This window comes from Ruegeria sp. CDSA193 (assembly GCF_059611885.1).
The window spans coordinates 150,168-169,651 of sequence record NZ_JBXWPN010000007.1; the positions used below are offsets into that span (position 1 = coordinate 150,168).

The 19,484-nt window shown below is 59.1% G+C and carries 21 protein-coding genes; 10 read left to right on the top strand and 11 right to left on the bottom strand.

Features of this window, described 5'->3' with window-relative positions:
• Positions 1–50: 50 nt before the first annotated feature.
• Both AC2FLG_RS15155 and AC2FLG_RS15160 read left to right on the top strand, forming a co-directional pair.
• Entirely contained in the window at positions 51–734 is a 684-nt protein-coding gene (locus tag AC2FLG_RS15155) for a GntR family transcriptional regulator (protein ID WP_496706844.1), read from the top strand.
• A 75-nt stretch (positions 735–809) separates the two neighbouring features.
• A complete protein-coding gene (locus AC2FLG_RS15160; RefSeq protein ID WP_496703273.1) occupies positions 810–2,207 on the top strand; it encodes an aspartate aminotransferase family protein in 1,398 nt (465 codons plus the stop codon).
• A 73-nt stretch (positions 2,208–2,280) separates the two neighbouring features.
• Here the strand turns inward: AC2FLG_RS15160 and AC2FLG_RS15165 are convergent, their stop codons facing one another.
• Both AC2FLG_RS15165 and AC2FLG_RS15170 read right to left on the bottom strand, forming a co-directional pair.
• Positions 2,281–3,579: a lytic murein transglycosylase gene (locus AC2FLG_RS15165; RefSeq protein ID WP_496706846.1), complete on the bottom strand. Its 1,299-nt coding sequence runs from the start codon at positions 3,577–3,579 to the stop codon at positions 2,281–2,283.
• 62 nt (positions 3,580–3,641) lie between these two features.
• The gene (locus AC2FLG_RS15170; RefSeq protein WP_496706847.1) at positions 3,642–4,355 is read right to left on the bottom strand and encodes a helix-turn-helix transcriptional regulator; all 714 of its coding nucleotides are present in this window, start codon (positions 4,353–4,355) and stop codon (positions 3,642–3,644) included.
• A 67-nt stretch (positions 4,356–4,422) separates the two neighbouring features.
• Here AC2FLG_RS15170 and AC2FLG_RS15175 point away from each other — a divergent pair, with 67 nt between their 5' ends.
• Both AC2FLG_RS15175 and AC2FLG_RS15180 read left to right on the top strand, forming a co-directional pair.
• Positions 4,423–5,136 carry a glutathione S-transferase family protein gene (locus tag AC2FLG_RS15175; RefSeq protein ID WP_496706849.1) on the top strand — a complete coding sequence of 238 codons (714 nt, stop codon included), beginning with the start codon at positions 4,423–4,425 and terminating at the stop codon, positions 5,134–5,136.
• A complete protein-coding gene (locus tag AC2FLG_RS15180) occupies positions 5,133–5,531 on the top strand; it encodes a DUF1801 domain-containing protein (RefSeq protein ID WP_496706851.1) in 399 nt (132 codons plus the stop codon). Before AC2FLG_RS15175 ends, AC2FLG_RS15180 begins: the two co-directional genes overlap by 4 nt.
• A 31-nt stretch (positions 5,532–5,562) precedes the next feature.
• Here the strand turns inward: AC2FLG_RS15180 and rnr are convergent, their stop codons facing one another.
• Genes rnr through dapE form a run of 3 tightly spaced genes read right to left on the bottom strand, consistent with a single transcriptional unit; the run spans position 5,563 to position 9,590 of the window.
• The gene (gene rnr / locus AC2FLG_RS15185; RefSeq protein WP_496706853.1) at positions 5,563–7,824 is read right to left on the bottom strand and encodes a ribonuclease R; all 2,262 of its coding nucleotides are present in this window, start codon (positions 7,822–7,824) and stop codon (positions 5,563–5,565) included.
• Between the two features lie 47 nt (positions 7,825–7,871).
• A complete protein-coding gene (locus tag AC2FLG_RS15190; protein WP_496706855.1) occupies positions 7,872–8,447 on the bottom strand; it encodes a TIGR04282 family arsenosugar biosynthesis glycosyltransferase in 576 nt (191 codons plus the stop codon).
• A 3-nt stretch (positions 8,448–8,450) separates the two neighbouring features.
• Complete coding sequence (dapE, locus tag AC2FLG_RS15195) at positions 8,451–9,590, bottom strand: succinyl-diaminopimelate desuccinylase (RefSeq protein WP_496706856.1); 1,140 nt, start codon at positions 9,588–9,590, stop codon at positions 8,451–8,453.
• A gap of 208 nt (positions 9,591–9,798) precedes the next feature.
• Between dapE and AC2FLG_RS15200 the strand changes: the two genes are divergently transcribed.
• Complete coding sequence (locus AC2FLG_RS15200; protein WP_496706858.1) at positions 9,799–10,857, top strand: transporter substrate-binding domain-containing protein; 1,059 nt, start codon at positions 9,799–9,801, stop codon at positions 10,855–10,857.
• Here AC2FLG_RS15200 and AC2FLG_RS15205 read toward each other — a convergent pair.
• Positions 10,854–11,198 (bottom strand): DUF8846 family protein, encoded by a 345-nt coding sequence (locus AC2FLG_RS15205; protein ID WP_039539567.1) that lies wholly within the window; start codon positions 11,196–11,198, stop codon positions 10,854–10,856. The two genes, AC2FLG_RS15200 and AC2FLG_RS15205, sit on opposite strands and share 4 nt — an antisense overlap.
• Before the next feature lie 117 nt (positions 11,199–11,315).
• On the opposite strand from AC2FLG_RS15205, the gene AC2FLG_RS15210 reads away from it, so the two are divergent.
• A complete protein-coding gene (locus AC2FLG_RS15210) occupies positions 11,316–11,651 on the top strand; it encodes a cupin domain-containing protein (RefSeq protein WP_142637196.1) in 336 nt (111 codons plus the stop codon).
• A 64-nt stretch (positions 11,652–11,715) separates the two neighbouring features.
• Here the strand turns inward: AC2FLG_RS15210 and dapD are convergent, their stop codons facing one another.
• Both dapD and AC2FLG_RS15220 read right to left on the bottom strand, forming a co-directional pair.
• On the bottom strand, positions 11,716–12,543 hold the full coding sequence (gene dapD / locus AC2FLG_RS15215) for a 2,3,4,5-tetrahydropyridine-2,6-dicarboxylate N-succinyltransferase (protein WP_271949578.1): 828 nt from the start codon (positions 12,541–12,543) through the stop codon (positions 11,716–11,718).
• A gap of 108 nt (positions 12,544–12,651) precedes the next feature.
• Complete coding sequence (locus AC2FLG_RS15220; protein ID WP_496702766.1) at positions 12,652–13,569, bottom strand: threonine/serine dehydratase; 918 nt, start codon at positions 13,567–13,569, stop codon at positions 12,652–12,654.
• Positions 13,570–13,648: 79 nt separating this feature from the next.
• Between AC2FLG_RS15220 and AC2FLG_RS15225 the strand changes: the two genes are divergently transcribed.
• Both AC2FLG_RS15225 and AC2FLG_RS15230 read left to right on the top strand, forming a co-directional pair.
• A complete protein-coding gene (locus AC2FLG_RS15225) occupies positions 13,649–14,491 on the top strand; it encodes an LOG family protein (RefSeq protein WP_496702768.1) in 843 nt (280 codons plus the stop codon).
• Between the two features lie 3 nt (positions 14,492–14,494).
• Entirely contained in the window at positions 14,495–15,592 is a 1,098-nt protein-coding gene (locus AC2FLG_RS15230) for a cystathionine gamma-lyase (protein WP_496706860.1), read from the top strand.
• Here AC2FLG_RS15230 and AC2FLG_RS15235 read toward each other — a convergent pair whose 3' ends face one another.
• Positions 15,593–15,976, bottom strand: coding sequence for a hypothetical protein (locus tag AC2FLG_RS15235; protein ID WP_142637207.1), 384 nt, complete (start codon positions 15,974–15,976; stop codon positions 15,593–15,595).
• A 160-nt stretch (positions 15,977–16,136) separates the two neighbouring features.
• Here AC2FLG_RS15235 and AC2FLG_RS15240 point away from each other — a divergent pair, with 160 nt between their 5' ends.
• Both AC2FLG_RS15240 and AC2FLG_RS15245 read left to right on the top strand, forming a co-directional pair.
• Positions 16,137–17,057, top strand: a complete 921-nt coding sequence (locus AC2FLG_RS15240) for a DnaJ C-terminal domain-containing protein (protein ID WP_496706861.1) — start codon at positions 16,137–16,139, stop codon at positions 17,055–17,057.
• Positions 17,054–17,392 (top strand): hypothetical protein, encoded by a 339-nt coding sequence (locus tag AC2FLG_RS15245; RefSeq protein ID WP_281973035.1) that lies wholly within the window; start codon positions 17,054–17,056, stop codon positions 17,390–17,392. Before AC2FLG_RS15240 ends, AC2FLG_RS15245 begins: the two co-directional genes overlap by 4 nt.
• Before the next feature lie 7 nt (positions 17,393–17,399).
• Here AC2FLG_RS15245 and AC2FLG_RS15250 read toward each other — a convergent pair whose 3' ends face one another.
• Both AC2FLG_RS15250 and rlmN read right to left on the bottom strand, forming a co-directional pair.
• A complete protein-coding gene (locus tag AC2FLG_RS15250) occupies positions 17,400–17,972 on the bottom strand; it encodes a cytochrome P460 family protein (RefSeq protein WP_496706863.1) in 573 nt (190 codons plus the stop codon).
• Between the two features lie 278 nt (positions 17,973–18,250).
• The gene (gene rlmN, locus AC2FLG_RS15255; RefSeq protein ID WP_142637213.1) at positions 18,251–19,441 is read right to left on the bottom strand and encodes a dual-specificity RNA methyltransferase RlmN; all 1,191 of its coding nucleotides are present in this window, start codon (positions 19,439–19,441) and stop codon (positions 18,251–18,253) included.
• Positions 19,442–19,484 lie beyond the last annotated feature (43 nt).

The window sequence follows — 19,484 nt, forward strand, 5'->3', positions numbered from 1 at the left end:
CGAGGTCAGAAACCTGACAAGTCAACATAGCGGGAAACAGGGCAAACCACTTGGATTTGATCAAAAATAAGGCATCCAGCACTGACGGTGCGCGTGAAAAACGACCTGCGCATGAACAGGTCTATAATACCCTCAGATCACAAATCATGTACGGCGAATTGGTGCCGGGGCAGCCCGTCACGATCCAGGGTCTCACTGATTCGCTGGGTGTTGGAATGACCCCTGTGCGGGAGGCTATCAGACGCCTGATATCCGATGGTGCTCTGGTGTTTCAGGGCAATCGCCGAGTGAGTGTTCCTCTTCTGACCGACGGCGACGTCGAACAGATGATTTATTCAAGAATCAAAATAGAATCAGAGCTTTCGAGGCGTGCAACTGCGAATATGACACCTCAGGACATTGATCATCTTGAGCAGATCGACCAACGTCTGGATCGCACTATCAGCGACGGAGACGTTAGCGGCTATCTGCGCCTCAACCACCGGTTTCACGAAACGCTTTACGGCCATGCAAATGCCCCGATTCTCAATGATCTGGCCGAGCGCCTGTGGCTTAGATTCGGGCCGTCTTTGCGCGTTGTATGCGGTAGATTCGGCACTCAGAGCCTGCCGGACCGCCACAAGGATATCATTTCGGCGTTGCGCAATCAGGACGCGGATATGGCAGCAAAAGCAACCGCACAAGATATCGAACAGGGCATGGAGCTGATGGCAGACGCCTTAGTCAACGCTTAGATCTGTCCGATTCGATTGACAGGAAAAAATTTGATCATATTGTAGCTGCCAATCGCTCTTGCAGGAGATTTTTCGATGTCGACCATCACAAACCATTTGCCCACGGCCCAGCTGCAGGCCTTGGACGCCGCCCACCACATGCACCCTTTTTCGGCCAATGGCGCCCTAGGGAAAGAAGGCGCGCGTGTGATCACCCGTGCGAAGGGCGTCTACCTTACGGACAGCGAGGGTGAAGAAATACTCGATGCAATGGCGGGCCTGTGGTGTGTCAATATCGGCTATGGTCGCGATGAACTGGCCGAGGTCGCAGCCCGACAGATGCGCGAACTGCCGTATTACAATACCTTTTTCAAAACGACCCACGTCCCTGCCATCGCGCTGGCCGCGAAGATCGCGGAACTTGCGCCAGGCGATCTGAACCATGTGTTCTTTGCAGCCGGCGGGTCTGAGGCGAATGACACAAACATCCGTCTGGTTCGAACCTATTGGGCCGAAAAAGGCCAGCCCGACAAGAACATCATCATCAGCCGACATAACGCCTATCATGGCTCTTCGGTCGGCTCGGCGTCGTTGGGCGGCATGGCAGGGATGCACGCGCAGGGTGGAATCCCGATCCCGAATATCCACCATATCAACCAACCAAACTGGTGGGCTGAAGGTGGTAGCATGTCTCCCGAAGAATTCGGCCTGGCCCGCGCGCGTGAATTGGAAGAGGCGATTGAGGAACTTGGCGAAAACCGCGTCGCAGCCTTTATCGCCGAACCCGTACAGGGCGCAGGTGGCGTGATTGTTGCACCGGATACCTACTGGCCTGAAATTCAGCGCATCTGTGACAAATACGATATCCTGCTGATTGCGGATGAGGTCATCTGCGGTTTTGGTCGCACAGGCAACTGGTTTGGGTCTCAAACCGTCGGCATTCGCCCCGATATCATGACCATCGCAAAGGGGCTCAGCTCGGGCTATGCGCCTATTGGCGGGTCCATCGTGAGTGACGAGATTGCCGAGGTCATTGGCGGAACCGAGTTCAATCACGGCTACACCTATTCCGGCCATCCGGTTGCTGCAGCCGTGGCACTGGAAAACCTGCGCATCCTTGAAGAAGAAAAGATCGTCGAGCATGTCCGCGACGTAGCCGCCCCCTATCTGAAGAAAAAATGGGAGGCGCTGGCCGATCACCCGCTAGTGGGCGAAGCCAAAATTGTCGGCATGATGGCGTCAATCGCATTGACACCGGACAAGGCCAGCCGTGCCAAATTCGCGTCCGATCCGGGCACTGTCGGCTATATCTGTCGCGATCGGTGCTTTGCCAACAACCTGGTGATGCGCCATGTGGGCGATCGGATGATCATCTCTCCTCCGCTGGTTCTGACACCCGCGGAAATTGATGAGATGCTCGTACGCATCCTCAAATCGCTGGACGAGGCACAGGTCGAGATCATCGCACAGGGCCTGATGAAAGCGGCTTCCTGACCCGCGCAGCTTCATCTGGCTGAAAATACCTCGGGGGAGGCGCCGTCAGGCGACGGGGGCAGAGCCCCCTCCCCTACCTCAACCGCTCTAACAGCGGCGCGGAGGCATAGCCGTCCGGCAAAAGCCCCTGCGCCAGTTGATAGGCCCGAACCGCCTCGGTGGTGTTCGGGCCGGTGCGCCCGTCGATCCCCTGTGTATCGAACCCGGCTTCGGTCAGCCGGAGCTGCAATTCCTTCTTCTCAGCAAAGCTCAACACCCGATCACCCCGAGGCCACTCGGCCTGAAACGCCGCGCGGCCCGCCAGACGGTCGGACAAATGCCCAATGCCGATCACATAGGCATCTGCACCGTTGTATTGCTCGATCACGCGGAAATTATCGAAGACCATCAATGCAACGCCTTCACCACCCGCTGGCAACAAGATCGCTGCCTGACCATGATCAGCAACGGGCTGTCCATCCCACGCAACCACGCCCAGCGCCGCCCATTCAGACGGGCGCAGCGTGTAGTCCCGTCTGGCTGTTGCGAAATCGAACCCGGCGGGCAGCTGTACTTCAACGCCCCACGGCTGTCCTTTGGTCCAGCCGTGCCCTGCCAGATAAGCCGCAGCCGAGGCCAGCGCATCGGTCGGGTCATCCGTCCATATATCCCGACGCCCGTCACCATCGAAATCCACCGCATGATCCAGAAACGAGGTCGGCATGAATTGCGTATGCCCCATTGCTCCGGCCCAACTTCCGACCATCGTTGCGGGGCTGACATCGCCTGCCTGAATGATCCGCAAGGCAGCAATCAGTTGCGTTTCAAAGAACGCTGCCCTTCGTGCATCAAAGGCCAGCGTCGCAAGCGAACGGATCGTCTGATCTGACCCCCGAAATGTGCCGAAAGACGTCTCGAGCCCCCAAATCGCGGTCACGACCTCTTTTTCGACGCCATATTGCGCCTCAATCCGGGTCAGCACCGCGGCATAGCGTTCCAACCCCGCGCGTCCGTCTGCGACGCGCCGATCAGAAACGGCCGCATCCAGATAGTCCCAGATCGGCTTGGTGAACTCTGCCTGATTGCGATCGCGCTTGATGATATCCTTGTCATAGGCCAGCCCTGCGAGCGCGTGATCCAGAGTGCCGGGCAAGATACCCTGGGCCTGTGCCCGCGTCCGAAAATCGCCAAGCCACGCCTGAAACCGGGCGCTTCTTTCTTCTGACACGCGATACATCTCCTCCGATGGTCGGACGACCGGTCGGATTGAGACTGTAAGATCAGCCGACGCCAATTGTATCGGCTGTGGCCCTTCCGGGCTTTTGATGGACTCCGCCTGTACGATGGATGCCCATAATGCTGCGGTCATAACGCCGCTTACGCATCTACGCATTCCGAATTTCCTGATAACTGCTCAACCACAGGATAGCGCAAAAACGGCAAATCTCAAAGCGCTCAGCTTTCCGAGCCGCGGTCTCTCGCCTCTCGCTCGGACCGCAGCCGGTTCAGAGCTTCGCGCAGCAGGGGGACCCGATTGGGCCGGAACGAGGCCCCGGTAATCTGCATCTCTTGCATGCGATCCAACCGAAACACGCGGAAATCCTGCCGCAACAGGCACCAGCTGATCAGCACGCTGGCGCGGTCCATGTAAACGATGCTCAACGGATTTACGCAGCGATGGGTCTCGTCGCCTTTGGCATCCCAATAGGAAAATTCGATCGTCTGTTCGTCCCAGGTGGCCCGCCGCAGTTCAGCGACATCCACCGTTGGTTTCGCCGGCCGGTCAAACCGTGTGGCGGTCAGCACCGCATGGCTGAGGCGCTGAGACTGGCGCGGTGGCAAACGACCCTGCAGCTTGCGTAGGACTTCGCTGGCAGCCTCTGAGAGGCCGGGATCACCAATGGATTGTACCTCGCGCAGGCCAAGCACCAGGGCCTCAAGCTCATCATCGGTGAAGCCAAGCGGTGGCAGGGTGGCGTCCTCGATCAGGGTGAACCCGAACCCCGCCTCTCCGTCGATCACGGCGCCGAGGCTGCGCAATGAATCGATGTCTCGGTGAATCGTGCGCGGCGAAACGCCCAGATCCTGAGCCAGCTCAATCGACGTTCTTGGCGACGGGCCAGAGCGCAAGGATTGCATTAATTGGAACAAACGGGCGGTGCGGGTCATAATGCAGGTTACTTTATCTCTAATGACAGAAATTGTCATTAGCTCGGCATACCCATCACCTATACCCATGATGGAGCCCAAGATGCTGACCCTTTTGACCTACCCCTCTGCCTTTGGCCTGTTCAGCGCCAGCCCGTTTTGCGTGAAGACGGCACTAATGCTGCAAACATCGGGCCAACGCTGGCAGCGATCTGACCTCCTTGATCCGCGCAAGATGCCGCATCAGAAGCTGCCGGTTCTGCGCACGCCGCAGCGTCTGATCCCCGACAGCGACCTGATCCGCGACTGGCTTGAGACGCAAGGTAGTGATTTTGATCACGGGCTGAGCGATCTGCAAAAAGCTCAATCGCGCGCATTGATCCGTTTGGCCGAAGAGCATCTGTATTTTCAGATCGTCCAGGACCGTTGGGCGAATGACGAAGTCTGGCCGATTCTGTATAAGACCTTTTTCACTGGCATCCCCGCCCTGATCCGCAAACCAGTTGCCAATTCCGTCCGCAAGAACGTTGTTAAAGGATTGGGGTTTCAGGGCGTCTCTCGATTCTCAGATGCGGAACGTCAGGACAGGCTGGAACGCGATCTTGAGGCGATCTCGGCCTATCTATGGCAGTCGACCTATTTGATGGGAGAAACCCCGACCTCAGTGGATATGAGCGTGGCCCCCATGCTTGCCGCGATGCGCGCGACGCCGGCCGATACACCACTGACCCGGCGGATCAAACAGGATAAGCTGTTGAGCGACTACATAGACCGGATGGAGCAGGCGATACCGCTGTCATGACACAATTTGACGATCCCGCAGTGGCAGCGGCCTATCAAGCCCTGCCCGAAGGCACACGTGCCGGGGCGCTTGCACTGCGTCAGTTGATCCTGGAAACCGCCACTTCGTTGCCCCGCGCGCAGCCGTTGCAAGAGGCATTGCGCTGGGGGCAGCCCGCCTATCTGGCGCCCAAGGGATCCACGATCCGATTGGGCGGGCACAAAGCGGCCCGCTTTGCCCTGTTCGTGCATTGCCAAAGCCGGTTGATGGGCGATTTCACCTCGGCCTTTCCGGGCGAAGATCGGATAGACGGCAACCGGGCTGTTCTGTTTGATGATCCGGATCAGATCGACGCCACCCGCCATGGCTGGCTTATAGCCCGCGCGTTGACCTATCACCTTCCCGCAAAAGGCTGACTTACATGCGCCTTGTTCCCGAGATGCGAATTCACTTCTGACGGCGTTTGCGTTCCACCTTGCGTTTGATCTTGTCCTTCTTGCGCTTGGTGCTGACTGCCTTGCGTCGCGTTGGGCGCTTGGATGCCCCTCCGCGCCCCGTCGGCAGGGCCTGATCGTCGATCGACAACAGCTCCAACTCCAGCCCGCCCGTCACAGGTGTCGCCTCGGTCAGACGCACGGTGACGCGTTGGCCGATGGCTATGATCAGCCCGGTGTCCGACCCCATCAGGGTTCCGGCCTCGCGGTCGAAATGGAAGAACTCGCGCCCCAAGGATCGCACCGGTACCAGACCGTCCGCGCCGGTCTCGTCCATTTTCACGAAAGCCCCAAACCGGGCGATACCACTGATCCGACCCGAGAACTCAGTCCCAACACGCTCGCTCAGATAAGCCGCCAGATACCGGTCGGTCGTATCCCGTTCCGCCATCATCGAGCGGCGTTCGGTATCCGAGATATGAGTGGCAGTTTCGTCCAGCCGGGCGATCTCATCCTCGGTCAGCCCATCGGCACCCCAGCCATGGGCCGAGATCAGCGCGCGGTGCACGATCAGGTCGGCATAGCGCCGGATGGGCGAGGTGAAATGCGCGTAATTCCGCAGCGCCAGCCCGAAATGGCCGAAATTTTCAGCGTTGTAATAGGCCTGCGCCATCGACCGCAGGGTGGTCAGGTTGATCAACTCTGCATCCTCGGTGCCCGCAGCCGCATTCAGCAGTGCGTTCAGGTGGCGGGTCTGCAACACCTGCCCCTTGGCCAAATTCAACCCCGCCGCCTGAGCCGTTTCCCGCAGGCTTTCCAGCTTCTCGGGTGCTGGTTCTTCGTGGACACGGAACAGCAGCGGGCGGCGCTTGGCGATCAGGGTTTCAGCCGCAGCGACATTGGCGAGGATCATGAACTCTTCGATCAGCTTATGCGCGTCCAGACGGTCGCGGAACGCCACGCTTTGAACATCGCCCGTATCGCTCAGGATAATCTTGCGTTCCGGCAGGTCCAGTTCCAGCGGTTGCCGCACACCCCGCGCCTTTTTCAGTGCAGCATAAGCAGCATAGAGCGGCTTCAATACGGTCTCTAACAGAGGCCCGGTGCGGTCATTGGGGGCGCCATCGATGGCCTCCTGCACCTCGGCATAATGCAGCGAGGCGGCGGAGCGCATAAGCCCTCGCACGAATCGGTGGCCGATCTTGTAGCCCTCGGCGTCGATCTGCATCCGCACGGCGATACACGCGCGCGGGACGCCTTCGTGCAACGAACACAAATCACCGGACAGCCGATCCGGCAGCATCGGAACCACGCGGTCGGGGAAGTAGCTGGAGTTGCCCCGCTTGCGCGCCTCGCGATCTAGCGCCGTACCGGGCTGCACATAGGCGGCAACATCGGCGATAGCGACCCAGATGACATGTCCACCGGGATTCTTCGGATCCTCATCCGCATGCGCATAACAGGCGTCATCATGATCGCGCGCATCCGAGGGGTCGATGGTCAGCAGCGGCATATCGCGCAGGTCTTCGCGCCCTTTCAGACCAGCGGGTTTGGCCTTGTCGGCCTCTGCAATCACTGTGTCGGGGAAGTCATCGGGAATGCCATGCTGATGAATGGCGATCAGCGACACGGCCTTGGGGGCCGACGGGTCGCCCAGCCGTTCGACAATGCGGGCACGTGGCAGGCCCATGCGGGTTTTGGGTCCGGCCTGTTCGGCCTCGACCAACTCACCGTCTTTTGCACCCAATACGGCACCTTCATTGACCAGCCACTCGTTCTGTCCGGCCTTGTCGATGGGCACGATCCGTCCGCCCTCGGTCCCTTTGCGGAAGATACCGACGATCTTGCGCGGGTTGGTTCCGATCCGGCGGATCAGGCGGGCCTCGTAATTATGGTCTTCCTCATGCACCACGGTCAGACGGGCCAGAATGCGGTCGCCTTCACCCAGCGCCGGGTCACTGGCGCGGGTGATCATCAGAACAACCGGCTCGACCCCTTCGCCATGCCATTCTAGCGGGCGCGCGAACAGATCACCATCGGCATTCGGCGCCTTTACCTGCAACACGCTGACAGGCGGCAAACGATCCGGGTCACGATAGCTGCGATTGCGCTTTTCAAGATGCCCTTCGGCCTCAAGTTCCTTGAGGATCCGTTTCAGGTCGATCCGATCCGCGCCCTTGATGCCAAAGGCTTTAGCAATGTCGCGTTTCGAGGTCAGGGTGGGGTTCGCCGAGATCCAATCGAGGACCTCTTGCTTGGTAGGGATGCGAGTCATGATTTCGGCCTATCACGGAGATGCGGCGGCGTCATGACCAAAAAGGGTCAGCCTCGCAGATCGGCAACCGTATCGACATCGCGCAGCTGATCCAGCATCGCCACCCGGCATCCGGGGATCGAGGCCAGCGTGTCGGCCAGCGCATGTTCCGTCGACCAGCGCACGTTTTGGAACAGGCCGTGCGGCAGGGCACCAATGCGTTGCGCCCCGACCAGCCAATAGCCGCCATCCGGAGCCGGGCCAAACACCATCTGATTGCGCCCCAATGCCGTGAACGCACGCGCGATATGGCCCCGTGTGATCCCCGGAATATCTGCACCGATCAGACAGACTGGCCCTGTTGGCATTTCCCGCAGCATCCGCCCCATACGATCGCCCAGATTCCCAGGCCCCTGTGGCGCACGTGGCAGATCAGCGGGCCAGATGCGGCTGTTCAGCCCTTCGCGGTCCGGCGAGACCGCCAGCACGATCTGCCAACGCGGATCGCGCAGACGCCGGATCAGCGACCGGATCTGATGGCGAAACCACCACGCCGCGCCGACTATACCGATATCGCGCCCCAACCGGGTCTTGACACGGCCCGGGCGCGGTTCTTTCACCATGATCACCAGGGTGCGCTGCATGAATCAGGAAAAATAGCCGGTCAGGATACGGGTATAGACCGCCTTGAGCTGTTCAATCTGCGCCACCTCAACGCATTCATCCACCTGATGCATGGTTTTGCCGACCAAACCAAATTCGACAACCGGACAATGATCCTTGACGAAACGCGCGTCCGAAGTACCCCCGGTTGTCGACATCTCGGGCGTGACCCCGGTTTCAGCCGCAACCGCTTTGGCCACCAATTCCGACAGAGGGCCAGGAGGGGTCAGAAAGCTTTCGCCCGATATCTTGATACGCACGTCAATTTCGACACCAAACGCGGTGGCCACATCGCGCGCCTGCGCTTGCAGCCAATCGCTGAGGCTGGCGCCGGAATGCAGGTCGTTGTACCGGATGTTCACCGCCCCGCTGCACTGTGCCGGGATGACGTTTGTGGCGGAATTGCCGGTGTCGATCGCCACAACCGCCAGCGTCGAGGCATCGAAATGGTCGGTGCCCTGGTCCAACTCGTGACTGGCCAGCCTGTCCATCAGCCGGGCCATGGCGGGTAGTGGGTTCTTTGCCCGGTGCGGATAGGCCGAATGGCCCTGCACACCTGTTACGGTAAACCAGGCGGTCATCGAGCCGCGACGGCCAATCTTCATCATTTCACCCATCCTGTTCGGGCAGGTGGGTTCACCGACCAGGCAGACGCTCATCCGCTCGCCGCATTGATCCATATGGTCAAGCAGGGCGGTGGTGCCATGCAGCGCATCAGCCTCTTCGTCACCCGTGATCGTCAGGATGATGGCCCCGTCGGGTGGCGTGTCGCGTACAAAATCCACTGCCGCCGCTGCAAAGGCCGCCACACCCGATTTCATGTCAGTGGTCCCGCGCCCATACATGAACCCTTCCCGGATTTCTGCCCCGAAAGGCGGTGTGGTCCAAGCGGCCTCGTCGCCCACTGGAACAACATCGGTGTGACCGTTGAAACCAAAGCTTCGGGCGTGACCTTTTGCACCCCATCGCGCAAACAGATTGCTGATGCCGGCGCGATCAACACGGGTACAATCAAACCCCGCCTGTGACAGGACATCCTGCAGCAGGACAAGGGCACCACCTTCTTCAGGTGTGACCGATGGGCAACGGATCAGGTCGGCCGTCAACGCAATCGGATCTGTCATGGTGGGCCCTTTCCATAAAATTTCTTTCAGGTTCGTGCACAGATTCAACGAATTGGCCCGATTGCCAACCCCAACAGGCCAGAAACCGCGGGCTTTTTCCACCTTGTATCGAACTGACACCCCCGGAAAACATGGGGCCTTACGCTGCGATTGCCTTGTCTGCCGGTTCGAATATGCGCTAGAGGGCCGCGAAACAGGTGATTTTACGATGACACGTGCTCTTTTCGCATTGATCTGCCTGACTTTCGCCGTTCTCGGCCAGCAAAGCCAGGCCCAGACGCTGACGGTTTCGACCGTGACACGGCCTCCGTTTTCTTTTGTCGAAGATGGAGCCCAAACCGGATTCTCGATGGACCTGCTTGAGGCGTTGGCTGAATCCCTGAATTGGGACTATTCCATCCAACGTTCCGACGCCTTTGGTGACATGCTGGGCGCAGTGCAGGGCAGATCCGCCGATCTGGCCATAGCCAATATCTCGATCACTGCCTCGCGAGAAACGCAGATGGACTTCAGCCAGCCGATTTTCGAGGCTGGTTTGCAGATCATGGTGCCATCGGACGCGGTGCGCCGCCCGTCACTGCTACATGCGTTACTGTCGCGCGAATTGTTCATTGCTATCGGGCTTGCCTTTGCTATCCTTCTTGGCGGCGGCATGCTGATGTGGGTGTTCGAGCGCCGCTCGCAGCCCTATTTCGACCGCAAGCTAGACGAGGCCTGGTTCCCCTCATTCTGGTGGGCCTTGAATCTGGTGGTCAATGGCGGGTTTGAGGAACGAATGCCGCGAACGCCATTTGGTCGAATTCTGGGTGTAGTGCTGGTTGTATCTTCGCTGTTTATCGTCTCGGTCTTCACTGCGCGGATCACCTCGGTCATGACAGTGGATGCAATCAGTGGCAGCGTGAATTCGATAAATGACCTTTACGGCAAAGAGGTCGGAACAATCTCGAATTCAACCGCTGCTAACTTTCTAAACCGCCGCGAGATCGAGTTTACCAACTATGATGGGCTCAACCCCATGCTTGAAGCCTTTCGCAACGAGGAACTGGACGCCATAGTGTTCGACGCGCCGATCCTGTCCTATTTCGCCGCCCATGAAGGCCGCCGGATTGCCTCGATGACAGGCGGTATATTCCTGCGCGAGAATTACGGTATTGCCTTCCCCACCGGGTCCCCCCTGGTCGAAGACGTCAACCAGGCGCTGCTGGCGCTGCGCGAAGACGGCACCTATGACGAGATTTATCGCAAGTGGTTTGGGGCGCGGAACTAAGCCGTCTCTTCATCCCCGAAAAACGGGGTCATCTGCGCCACGATCACTGCATTTTCATCCAGCGCACGCTGCATTAGGGCCCGTTCATCCGGGTCGATCTCGTGACCTTGCGCCTCACGTTCGGCCAAAGTGCCATAGCCTGTGACATCCAAAGGCGCGGTATCTGCCTGTTTCAGGATCGCCACCGTTTCGCGCACGGCCTCGGCCTCGTCGACGCCGCTGGCAAAACACATCAATGCCGCCCCGGTTGCGCCGTCGGGCAGGCCATCGCCATCCTTGCGACCGATCTGCACAAGCAGGGTATAGACCTGCTGACGCGAAGGTTTCTTTTGCTTTTCCATGCAAGGGGCCATAGCCGCGCACCTGCCTGCGGTCAAGCAGCCGGGGAATTGCAGTGGATCGCCTGTGCCGCCATAGTGCCCGCAGTAACCTGACACAGTTCACAAAAGGACGTTGCCATGACTTATCCGGATTTCATCACAGGATTCCCAAGCCTCGACGTGCCCTTCCCCGAAGATGTGGTGCAAACGGCCGTGATCAGATCAGACGCGGGGCTGGTGGCGTTTTTTACCTTTCTTCAGGATTTCGAACTGCCCCTTCATTCCCATCTGGCACAATGGGGAACTGTGGTCGAAGGTGAGATTGAGCTGACCATTGGCGATGAAACCAAGAGCTATGGCCCCGGTGACAGCTATTCGATCCCCGCAGGAGTGGAGCATGGCGGCAAGATCAAAGCCGGGTCGCGCGTCATTGATGTGTTCGAAGAACCGGACCGCTATCCGGTCAAAGGGTAAGCGATAACAAAAAAGGGCCGCGGCGGATCGCGCTGCAGCCCCCTTGTTTGATCCGCGCCCAGTATTAGTCGCGCAGCAGCTCGTTGATCCCGGTTTTCGAGCGGGTCTTTTCATCCACCCGTTTCACGATCACGGCGCAGTAGAGGTTGATGTTGTTCTTGGACGGCATCGAGCCCGCAACAACCACCGAATAGGGCGGAACTTCACCATAGGTGACCTCGCCGGTTTCGCGGTCGACGATCTTGGTCGATTTGCCGATGAACACGCCCATGCCCAGAACCGAGCCTTCGCGCACGATGCAGCCTTCGACCACTTCGGACCGGGCGCCGATAAAGCAGTTGTCTTCGATGATGGTCGGACCCGCCTGCATCGGTTCCAGAACGCCGCCGATCCCAACACCGCCCGACAGATGGACGTTCTTGCCGATCTGCGCGCATGAACCGACGGTGGCCCAAGTATCAACCATTGTGCCCTCGTCCACATAGGCACCCAGGTTCACAAATGACGGCATCAGAACCACGCCGGGCGCAATAAAGGCGGATTTGCGAACGACGCAATTCGGCACCGCGCGAAAGCCAGCGGCCCGCCATTGGTTTTCACCCCAACCCGCGAACTTGCTGTCCACCTTGTCCCACCAGCCGCCGTCCTGAGCGCCGCCGGTCTGGATTTCCATATCCTTGATGCGAAAGCCCAGCAGAACCGCTTTTTTCGCCCACTGGTTCACATGCCAGTCGCCGCTGTCTTGCTTTTCCGCGACCCGCAGCGACCCGCTGTCCAGCGCATTCAGCGTATCTTCGATCGCTTCGCGTGTCTCGCCGGTGGTGGCGGGGGTGATGGCATCTCGCGCCTCCCAGGCGGCTTCGATGGCGGCTTCCAGTTGCGCGTTGGACATTTGGCGGCTCCCTGCAGATTCTGTTCACGCTTGTGTTGCCTATACGCAAGCGACGGACTGGCTGCAATGCGACGCTGAGCGCGCGCTTTGCGGCTGTTTGTTCCGGTTTCAGCCGTTCAGAGGGTCCGGTGAGATGTTTCCACCACAGATCAACACCGCCACCCGTTCGCCCGGCTCTGGCGTGTAAGCCCCCGAAAGCAGCGCAGCCAAGGCGGTTGCGCCTGCCGGTTCCACCAGAATCCGATGCGCCCGCCACAGGACCTTCTGCGCCTGCGCGATGGCCTCATCACTGACCAGAACTGATTGCACGCCCTGTGCCAGATCGAAACAAATCGAGCCGATCCGCCGCGCGCCCAGCGCATTTGCCGCAATGCCCGAGACGGACACATCCACCGGTTCTCCCGCCTGCAGGGCTGCATTCAGCGCGCAGGAGGTTTCCGGCTCAACCGCCACGACCTTGCGCGTGCCTTGCAGCCAGGCCAGCGCCCCGGCGATCAGACCGCCACCGCCCACCGCGATCAATACGGTATCCGCTTTCAGGCCCTGTGCCTCCCATTCGGCAAAGCAGGTTCCCTGCCCGGCGACCGTAGCGGGGGCGTCATAGGCGTGAATCTGCATCGCGCCCGTGGCCTCCTCATGCGCCCGCGCGGCTGTCAAGGCGTTGGCATATTCACCCGGCATCACGCTCAAATCCGCGCCGGTCTGTTCGATCAGCGCGATCTTGGATGGCCCCGCCAGTTCGGGCACGAAAATCTTGGCCGGATAGCCCAGCGCCTGCGCGGCAAAGGCGGCCGCTGCGCCGTGATTGCCACCCGATGCGGCCACAACCCCGGCCTCGGGCACATCCGAACTGATCAGAGTGTTAAACGCCCCGCGCGCTTTGAAACTGCCGGTGTGCTGCATATGCTCCAGCTTCATTTCCACCGGAAAATCCAGCCCCAGGGCACGGCTTTCCGTGACTGGCGTCACTTGTGCATAGCCGGTTATGCGGTGCTGTGCCGCCAGTATTTCGCTCTTCCAATTCATTCTCATCTTTCCGTGACTGGCACTCTGCGCCCGAACCCTATAGCTGTTTGGAAAACACGCAAGCAGGGATCGTTACCCCATGAGAGAATACCGCCTCAGCCCGTTTCGCGACGCGCAGACCGACCGTTCGACCGCAAGCGAGGTACCCGACACCCCGCAAACGCGCTCACCCGCCTATCGCCTTGCCTTTGCCGATGAGGATTTCCTGTGCCGGGATGAGCTGCGCCCGGTGCGCTTGCAGCTGGAACTGCTCAAGCCCGAGATGATCATGACCGAGCGTGAGATCACCTCGACCATCGTCATGTTCGGCGGCGCGCGTATCCCTGAGCCATCACAGAAACACACCGCGCGGACGGAAACGCTGGCCGGGCTGTCGGAGTATTACGACGAAGCGCGCGAGTTTGCCCGGTTGATGACCGAGAAGTCGAACGAAACCGGCGGGCGAGAGAATGTAATCGTCACCGGCGGTGGCCCCGGCGTGATGGAGGCTGGCAACCGCGGCGCGCAGGATGCGAACGGCTGTTCCATCGGCCTGAACATTGTGCTGCCGCATGAACAGGCACCGAACCTGTACGTTACGCCCGAGCTCAGCTTTAACTTCCACTATTTCGCCATCCGCAAGATGCATTTCCTGATGCGCGCCCGCGCCATCACCATCTTCCCCGGCGGCTTTGGCACCATGGATGAGCTGTTCGAGTCCCTGACCCTGATTCAAACCGGCCGTATGGAGCGTGTGCCCTTCCTGCTATTCGGTCGCGCGTTCTGGGAAAAGGTCATCAACTGGGAGGCGCTGGCCGACGCCGGCACCATCTCGGACGAGGATCTAGACCTGTTCCGGTTCGTCGATACCGCGCAAGAGGCGGTCGACATAATCGATAAATGGGAACCCACCCCGCCCCGTGACGAAATACCGGGGCGCTAAACGATGGGGCGCAAGACCGGCGAGATGCTGCATCTGCGGGGCAACGCACTGACCAAGGGCGAGCCCGTGGCCCTGCCCCTGACCCAAAGCAGTATGTTCCACCTGCCCGGCGCACCGGACGGGCATGATTTCTACGGTCGCGTCAACAACCCAACCTGGGAACATCTGGAACAGGTTCTCGCCCATCTTGAAGACGCCCCCTGCCTGGCTTTCCCGTCGGGCATGGCGGCGATCTCGGCCGCGTTGTTTGCCACGGTCAAAGCCCGGTCGCGCATCCTGATCCCGTCGGATGGCTATTACGTCACTCGCGTGCTGGCCGACCGATTTCTGTCTGGTCTGGGTGTCATCGTGACAGAACGCCCGACAACCGCCTTTTCCGAAGGCGGGTTCGACGGCATCGATGTGGTCTTTGTCGAAAGCCCCTCGAACCCTGGTCTGGATATGATGGACCTGCCAGCCATCGCGTCGTCCGTGCGCGCAGCTGGTGGGATCACCATTGCTGACAACACAACCATGACACCACTGGGCCAGCGTCCTTTGGATATGGGCGTAGATATCGTCGTGTCCTCGGACACCAAGGCCATGGGTGGGCATTCCGATCTGCTGATGGGCCATGTGGCCAGCCGCAATACAGATGTCATGGAGCGGGTCGAGGAATGGCGGCGTGTCTCTGGCGCGATCCCCGGTCCGCACGAGGCTTGGTTGCTGCATCGTGGGCTGGAAACACTGGATGTTCGGTTTGACCGGATGTGCAGCTCGGCCCAGATGTTGGCAGAACGGTTGGCGGCGCATCCGTCTGTGAAAGACATCCGCTATCCCGGCCTGCCAGGTGACCCATCCTACACCTTGGCACAGGCTCAGACCACGCGGTTCGGATTCCTTCTTTCGATCACGTTGGAAACCCAGGCCAAGGCCGAAACCTTCATCAACACCTGTCCAATGCTGCGCCCTGCGACGTCTTTTGGCGGCGTCCATAGCTCGGCCGAGCGCCGCGCCCGTTGGGGCGACGACGTTGACCCCGCTTTTGTCCGTCTGTCCGTGGGATGCGAGCCGGTGGTTGAGCTTTGGCAGGCAATCGATGCCAGCCTGAACGCACTGTAATTACTTTTTGGGCGTGCGCAGCTCGGTGAACACGTAGATCGGCAGCACTACGCTGGCGATCAGCGCGCCCAGCCAGACCAGCAGTGTCGCAGCCAGCAGGTTGGAAATTCCGCCAACCGTCAGCCCATTGGTCACCAGATCGGTCACAAGCAGGCCGACAAAGGTCACGATCAACGCGATCCCGCCTTTCAACGAAGGCGCCCTTTTCTCACCCAACTTCAGGATCAGCGGTTCGGCCACCACCTGCACCAGCGTGAAGACGATCACCACAACGATGAATGAAATCGGCTTGATTGCAAAACCGGTCAGTAGCAAAGCGGCCAACATTAACCCAATGGCATTGCCCGCCAGCAAGGCCAGAACCGATTTAAGTCTGCGCGTCATCGGCTGATCTCCGTCAATGAATAATATGAAACAGCCTGATAGTATCAGAGATTACGAAACTTGCGAACCGATTTAGCCACCGGTTCTTTTTGACCTGTTGAAATCACGTGATAAAATACCTTCATCATGATCAGCCCTTCCCCCATCCATGAGAGGTGAGATGAGCGACGATCCCTATGCCGCACTTGGCGTGGCCAAAGATGCCAGCGACGCTGAAATCAAAAAAGCGTATCGGCGTATTGCCAAGGAATGCCACCCGGACTTGAAACCCGGGGACGCCGTGGCCGAAGCCAAGTTCAAGGCCGCCGCCGCGGCCTATGATCTGTTGAAAGATCCTGAGACGCGCAAACGCTATGACAATGGTGAGATTGATGCCTCGGGACAGGAACGCCCGCAGCAGCAATATTATCGCGATTATGCCGAAGCCGCCGGAAACCCCTATCGCGGACAGGCGACGGACCCGGACGACATGTCGGACATCTTTGCCGAGTTCATGCGGGGTCGCGGCGGATTTGGTGGGCAGGGGCGGCCTGAGTTTCACGCGCCCGGCCACAATCTGAACTTCACGCTTCAGATCAGCTTTCTGGATGCGGTATTCGGCGCCAGCCAGAAGCTGACCCTGCCGGATGGGGACCGGATCGAAGTCAAGATACCCGCAGGGATCACAAGCGGTCAGACCATTCGCCTGCGGGGCAAGGGTGCCGCTGGCTATGGTGAGGGGTCGCGCGGCGATGCGCTGGTGACAGTATCGGTCGCGGATCATCCGGTATTCGACCGTCAGGGAAATGACATTCACATCACGCTGCCCATCACGATTGATGAGGCGGTGCTGGGCGGCAAAGTGGCGGCGCCCACGATCGATGGGGGTGTAAACGTGACCGTCCCGGCCGGAACCAGCAGCGGCAGAACCCTGCGCCTGCGGGGTAAGGGCGTCAAGAAGCGCGGCTCGGCCGAACGGGGCGACCAGTTGATCGAGCTGACCATTTCAATGCCCGATCAAATCGATGATGAGTTGAGGCAATTTATGGATTCATGGCGAGAAACCCACCGCTATGACCCACGCAAAGGAATGCCGTCATGACCCGCACCCTGACCGAAGAGGAACTGATCACCGCCGTAGCCCGGCTGACTTCGACCCGATTGACAGAATATCTGGCCGCCGAAATCGTGATCCCCGAACAAACAGATCGCGGATTGGTCTATCACAGCCTCGACGTTGCCCGTCTGGAGTTGGCCTGCGAGTTGCACGACCAATACGAAATGGAGGCAGACGCAGTGTCGATGATGATTTCCCTGATCGACCAGATGCATGGGTTGCGCGCAGAACTTCGAGAGGTCCTGAACGCCGTCGCAGCGCAGCCAGATCCGGTTCGTCAGCAACTGATCAAAGTGATCGGCACCGCGAGATTTGGGTGAGAGCGGCCTAATTGTCGACCAAATATTCTTCGGGAACAAAGAATGTGTAATCTCGGTCGGCAACAGCCTCGTGGCAATCGTGGCAATACGCAACTGCGTTGGAGCGATCCCCCATCGTGTCCCCAAACAATGACCCGTCCGGCATGACCATGATATAACGCCAATCAGCCGTAGCAGGGTTGGCGCCCTCGGCCAGTTTCTGCATGACGAACATCGCGCCGGGATGGCTTTTCCCCTCATCCGTAACGGTCACGCTGTCCTTGGCCAGCACAGACCCCACCGGAAGCTTTTCGCCTTCCGTCAGGGTTGCATAATTATACGCCATCCGGTTTGCATAGCTGTTCACAAATCGCCGACCATGGGTTTCAGATATATAGGGCGCATCGTTGTACAGTGGCCAGTTTTGGTAATTCAGAAGCAGATCCAACTGCGCTGCGGCATAGCCGCGTGCCATCCGGCGCTGCAACGAGTCATAAATTTCACGCGCGTCGTCCTTGGTCAGATCAGCCGGATTTTCGATAGCCAGATGAGCATCCTCATCATTTGACTGCGCAACAGCATCAGTTACGGCTACGGCCACACAAGCCAAAACTAAAACAAAATTAAAGTACGGGATTTTCAATCGAAACATCATAGAGATAATCCAACTCGTAACCTGTTATGCCGCAATCGGCACACGGAGCTGAAATACAAGGTAGCCGCCGTGAACGAATTTGCCACATGCCAGCCACCGAACTCACCCTATTGTGCGCAAGTGAGCCTGGTGCATCCACACCTAGCCAATGAAACATATCAAATTTTGCATTCGATAGACAGCGCCCCAAAAATTAATTTTGCGACGCCCTTCTATTCAGCCGCTTATCCGCGGTCGAGACCGGCCTCGGCCTCAATCTGCTTGCGCGATTTACGGGCGCGTTCGGTGGCCGATTTCAGCTGACCGCAGGCCGCCATAATGTCCTCGCCCCGCGTCTTGCGGATGGGCGAGGCATACCCGGCCTGATAGATGATATTGGCAAAAGCCCGAATACGATTGTTCGAGCTGCGCTTATACGGCGCGCCGGGCCATTCGTTGAACGGGATCAGATTGATCTTAGCCGGGATTTTGTGGCGCTTGATATGTTCAATCAGACGATGCGCATCCTCATCGCTGTCATTCACACCATCAAGCATCACGTATTCAAACGTAATCCGTTCCGAATTGGAAACCTTGGGATAGCTGGCCAAAGCCTGCAGCAACTCTTCGATATTCCAGCGTTTGTTGATCGGCACCAGCACATCGCGGACTTCATTGGTCGTCGCGTGGAACGAAATTGCCAGCAGGCAGCCGATTTCCTGCGCGGTACGCGCAATCTCGGGCACCACGCCCGATGTCGACAGGGTAATCCGGCGGCGAGACAGCGAGATACCTTCGGGGTCCATCGCGATTTTCATCGCGTCACGGACGTTCTCAAAATTGTAAAGAGGCTCGCCCATACCCATCAGAACGATGTTCGACAGCAGGCGGGTTTCGTCCTTGGGCGCACCCGGTACCGGCCACTCGTCAAGATCATCCCGCGCCATCATCACCTGACCGACAATTTCCGCCGCCGTCAGGTTGCGCACCAGTTTCTGCGTGCCTGTATGGCAGAAGGAACAAGTCAGCGTGCAACCGACCTGAGACGAGATACACAGCGTGCCGCGATCGTCCTCGGGAATATAGACCACCTCGACCTCATGGCCGCCAGCAATACGGACCAGATACTTGCGTGTGCCATCCTCCGACACCTGTCGGGTCACAACCTCGGGGATTTCGATCACGAAATGCTCGGCCAGCTGGGTGCGATAGGCTTTGGCCAGATTGGTCATCTCGGCAAAGTCGCGCACACCCCATTGGTAAATCCACTGCCAGATCTGACCTGTGCGCATCTTGGCCTGTTTTTCAGGCGTGCCGTGTTCGATCAGGGTCTCGCGCAGGCGATCCCGGGTCAACCCGACAAGGTTCACCTTCCCCTCCGGCAATTTGCGGGGGATGGTCATGACGTCTTGAGTGATCGGCGCTTTGGGCGACATGTGCATATCTCAAAGGATTCTGGTGCGGGATGCGCCTCTATAT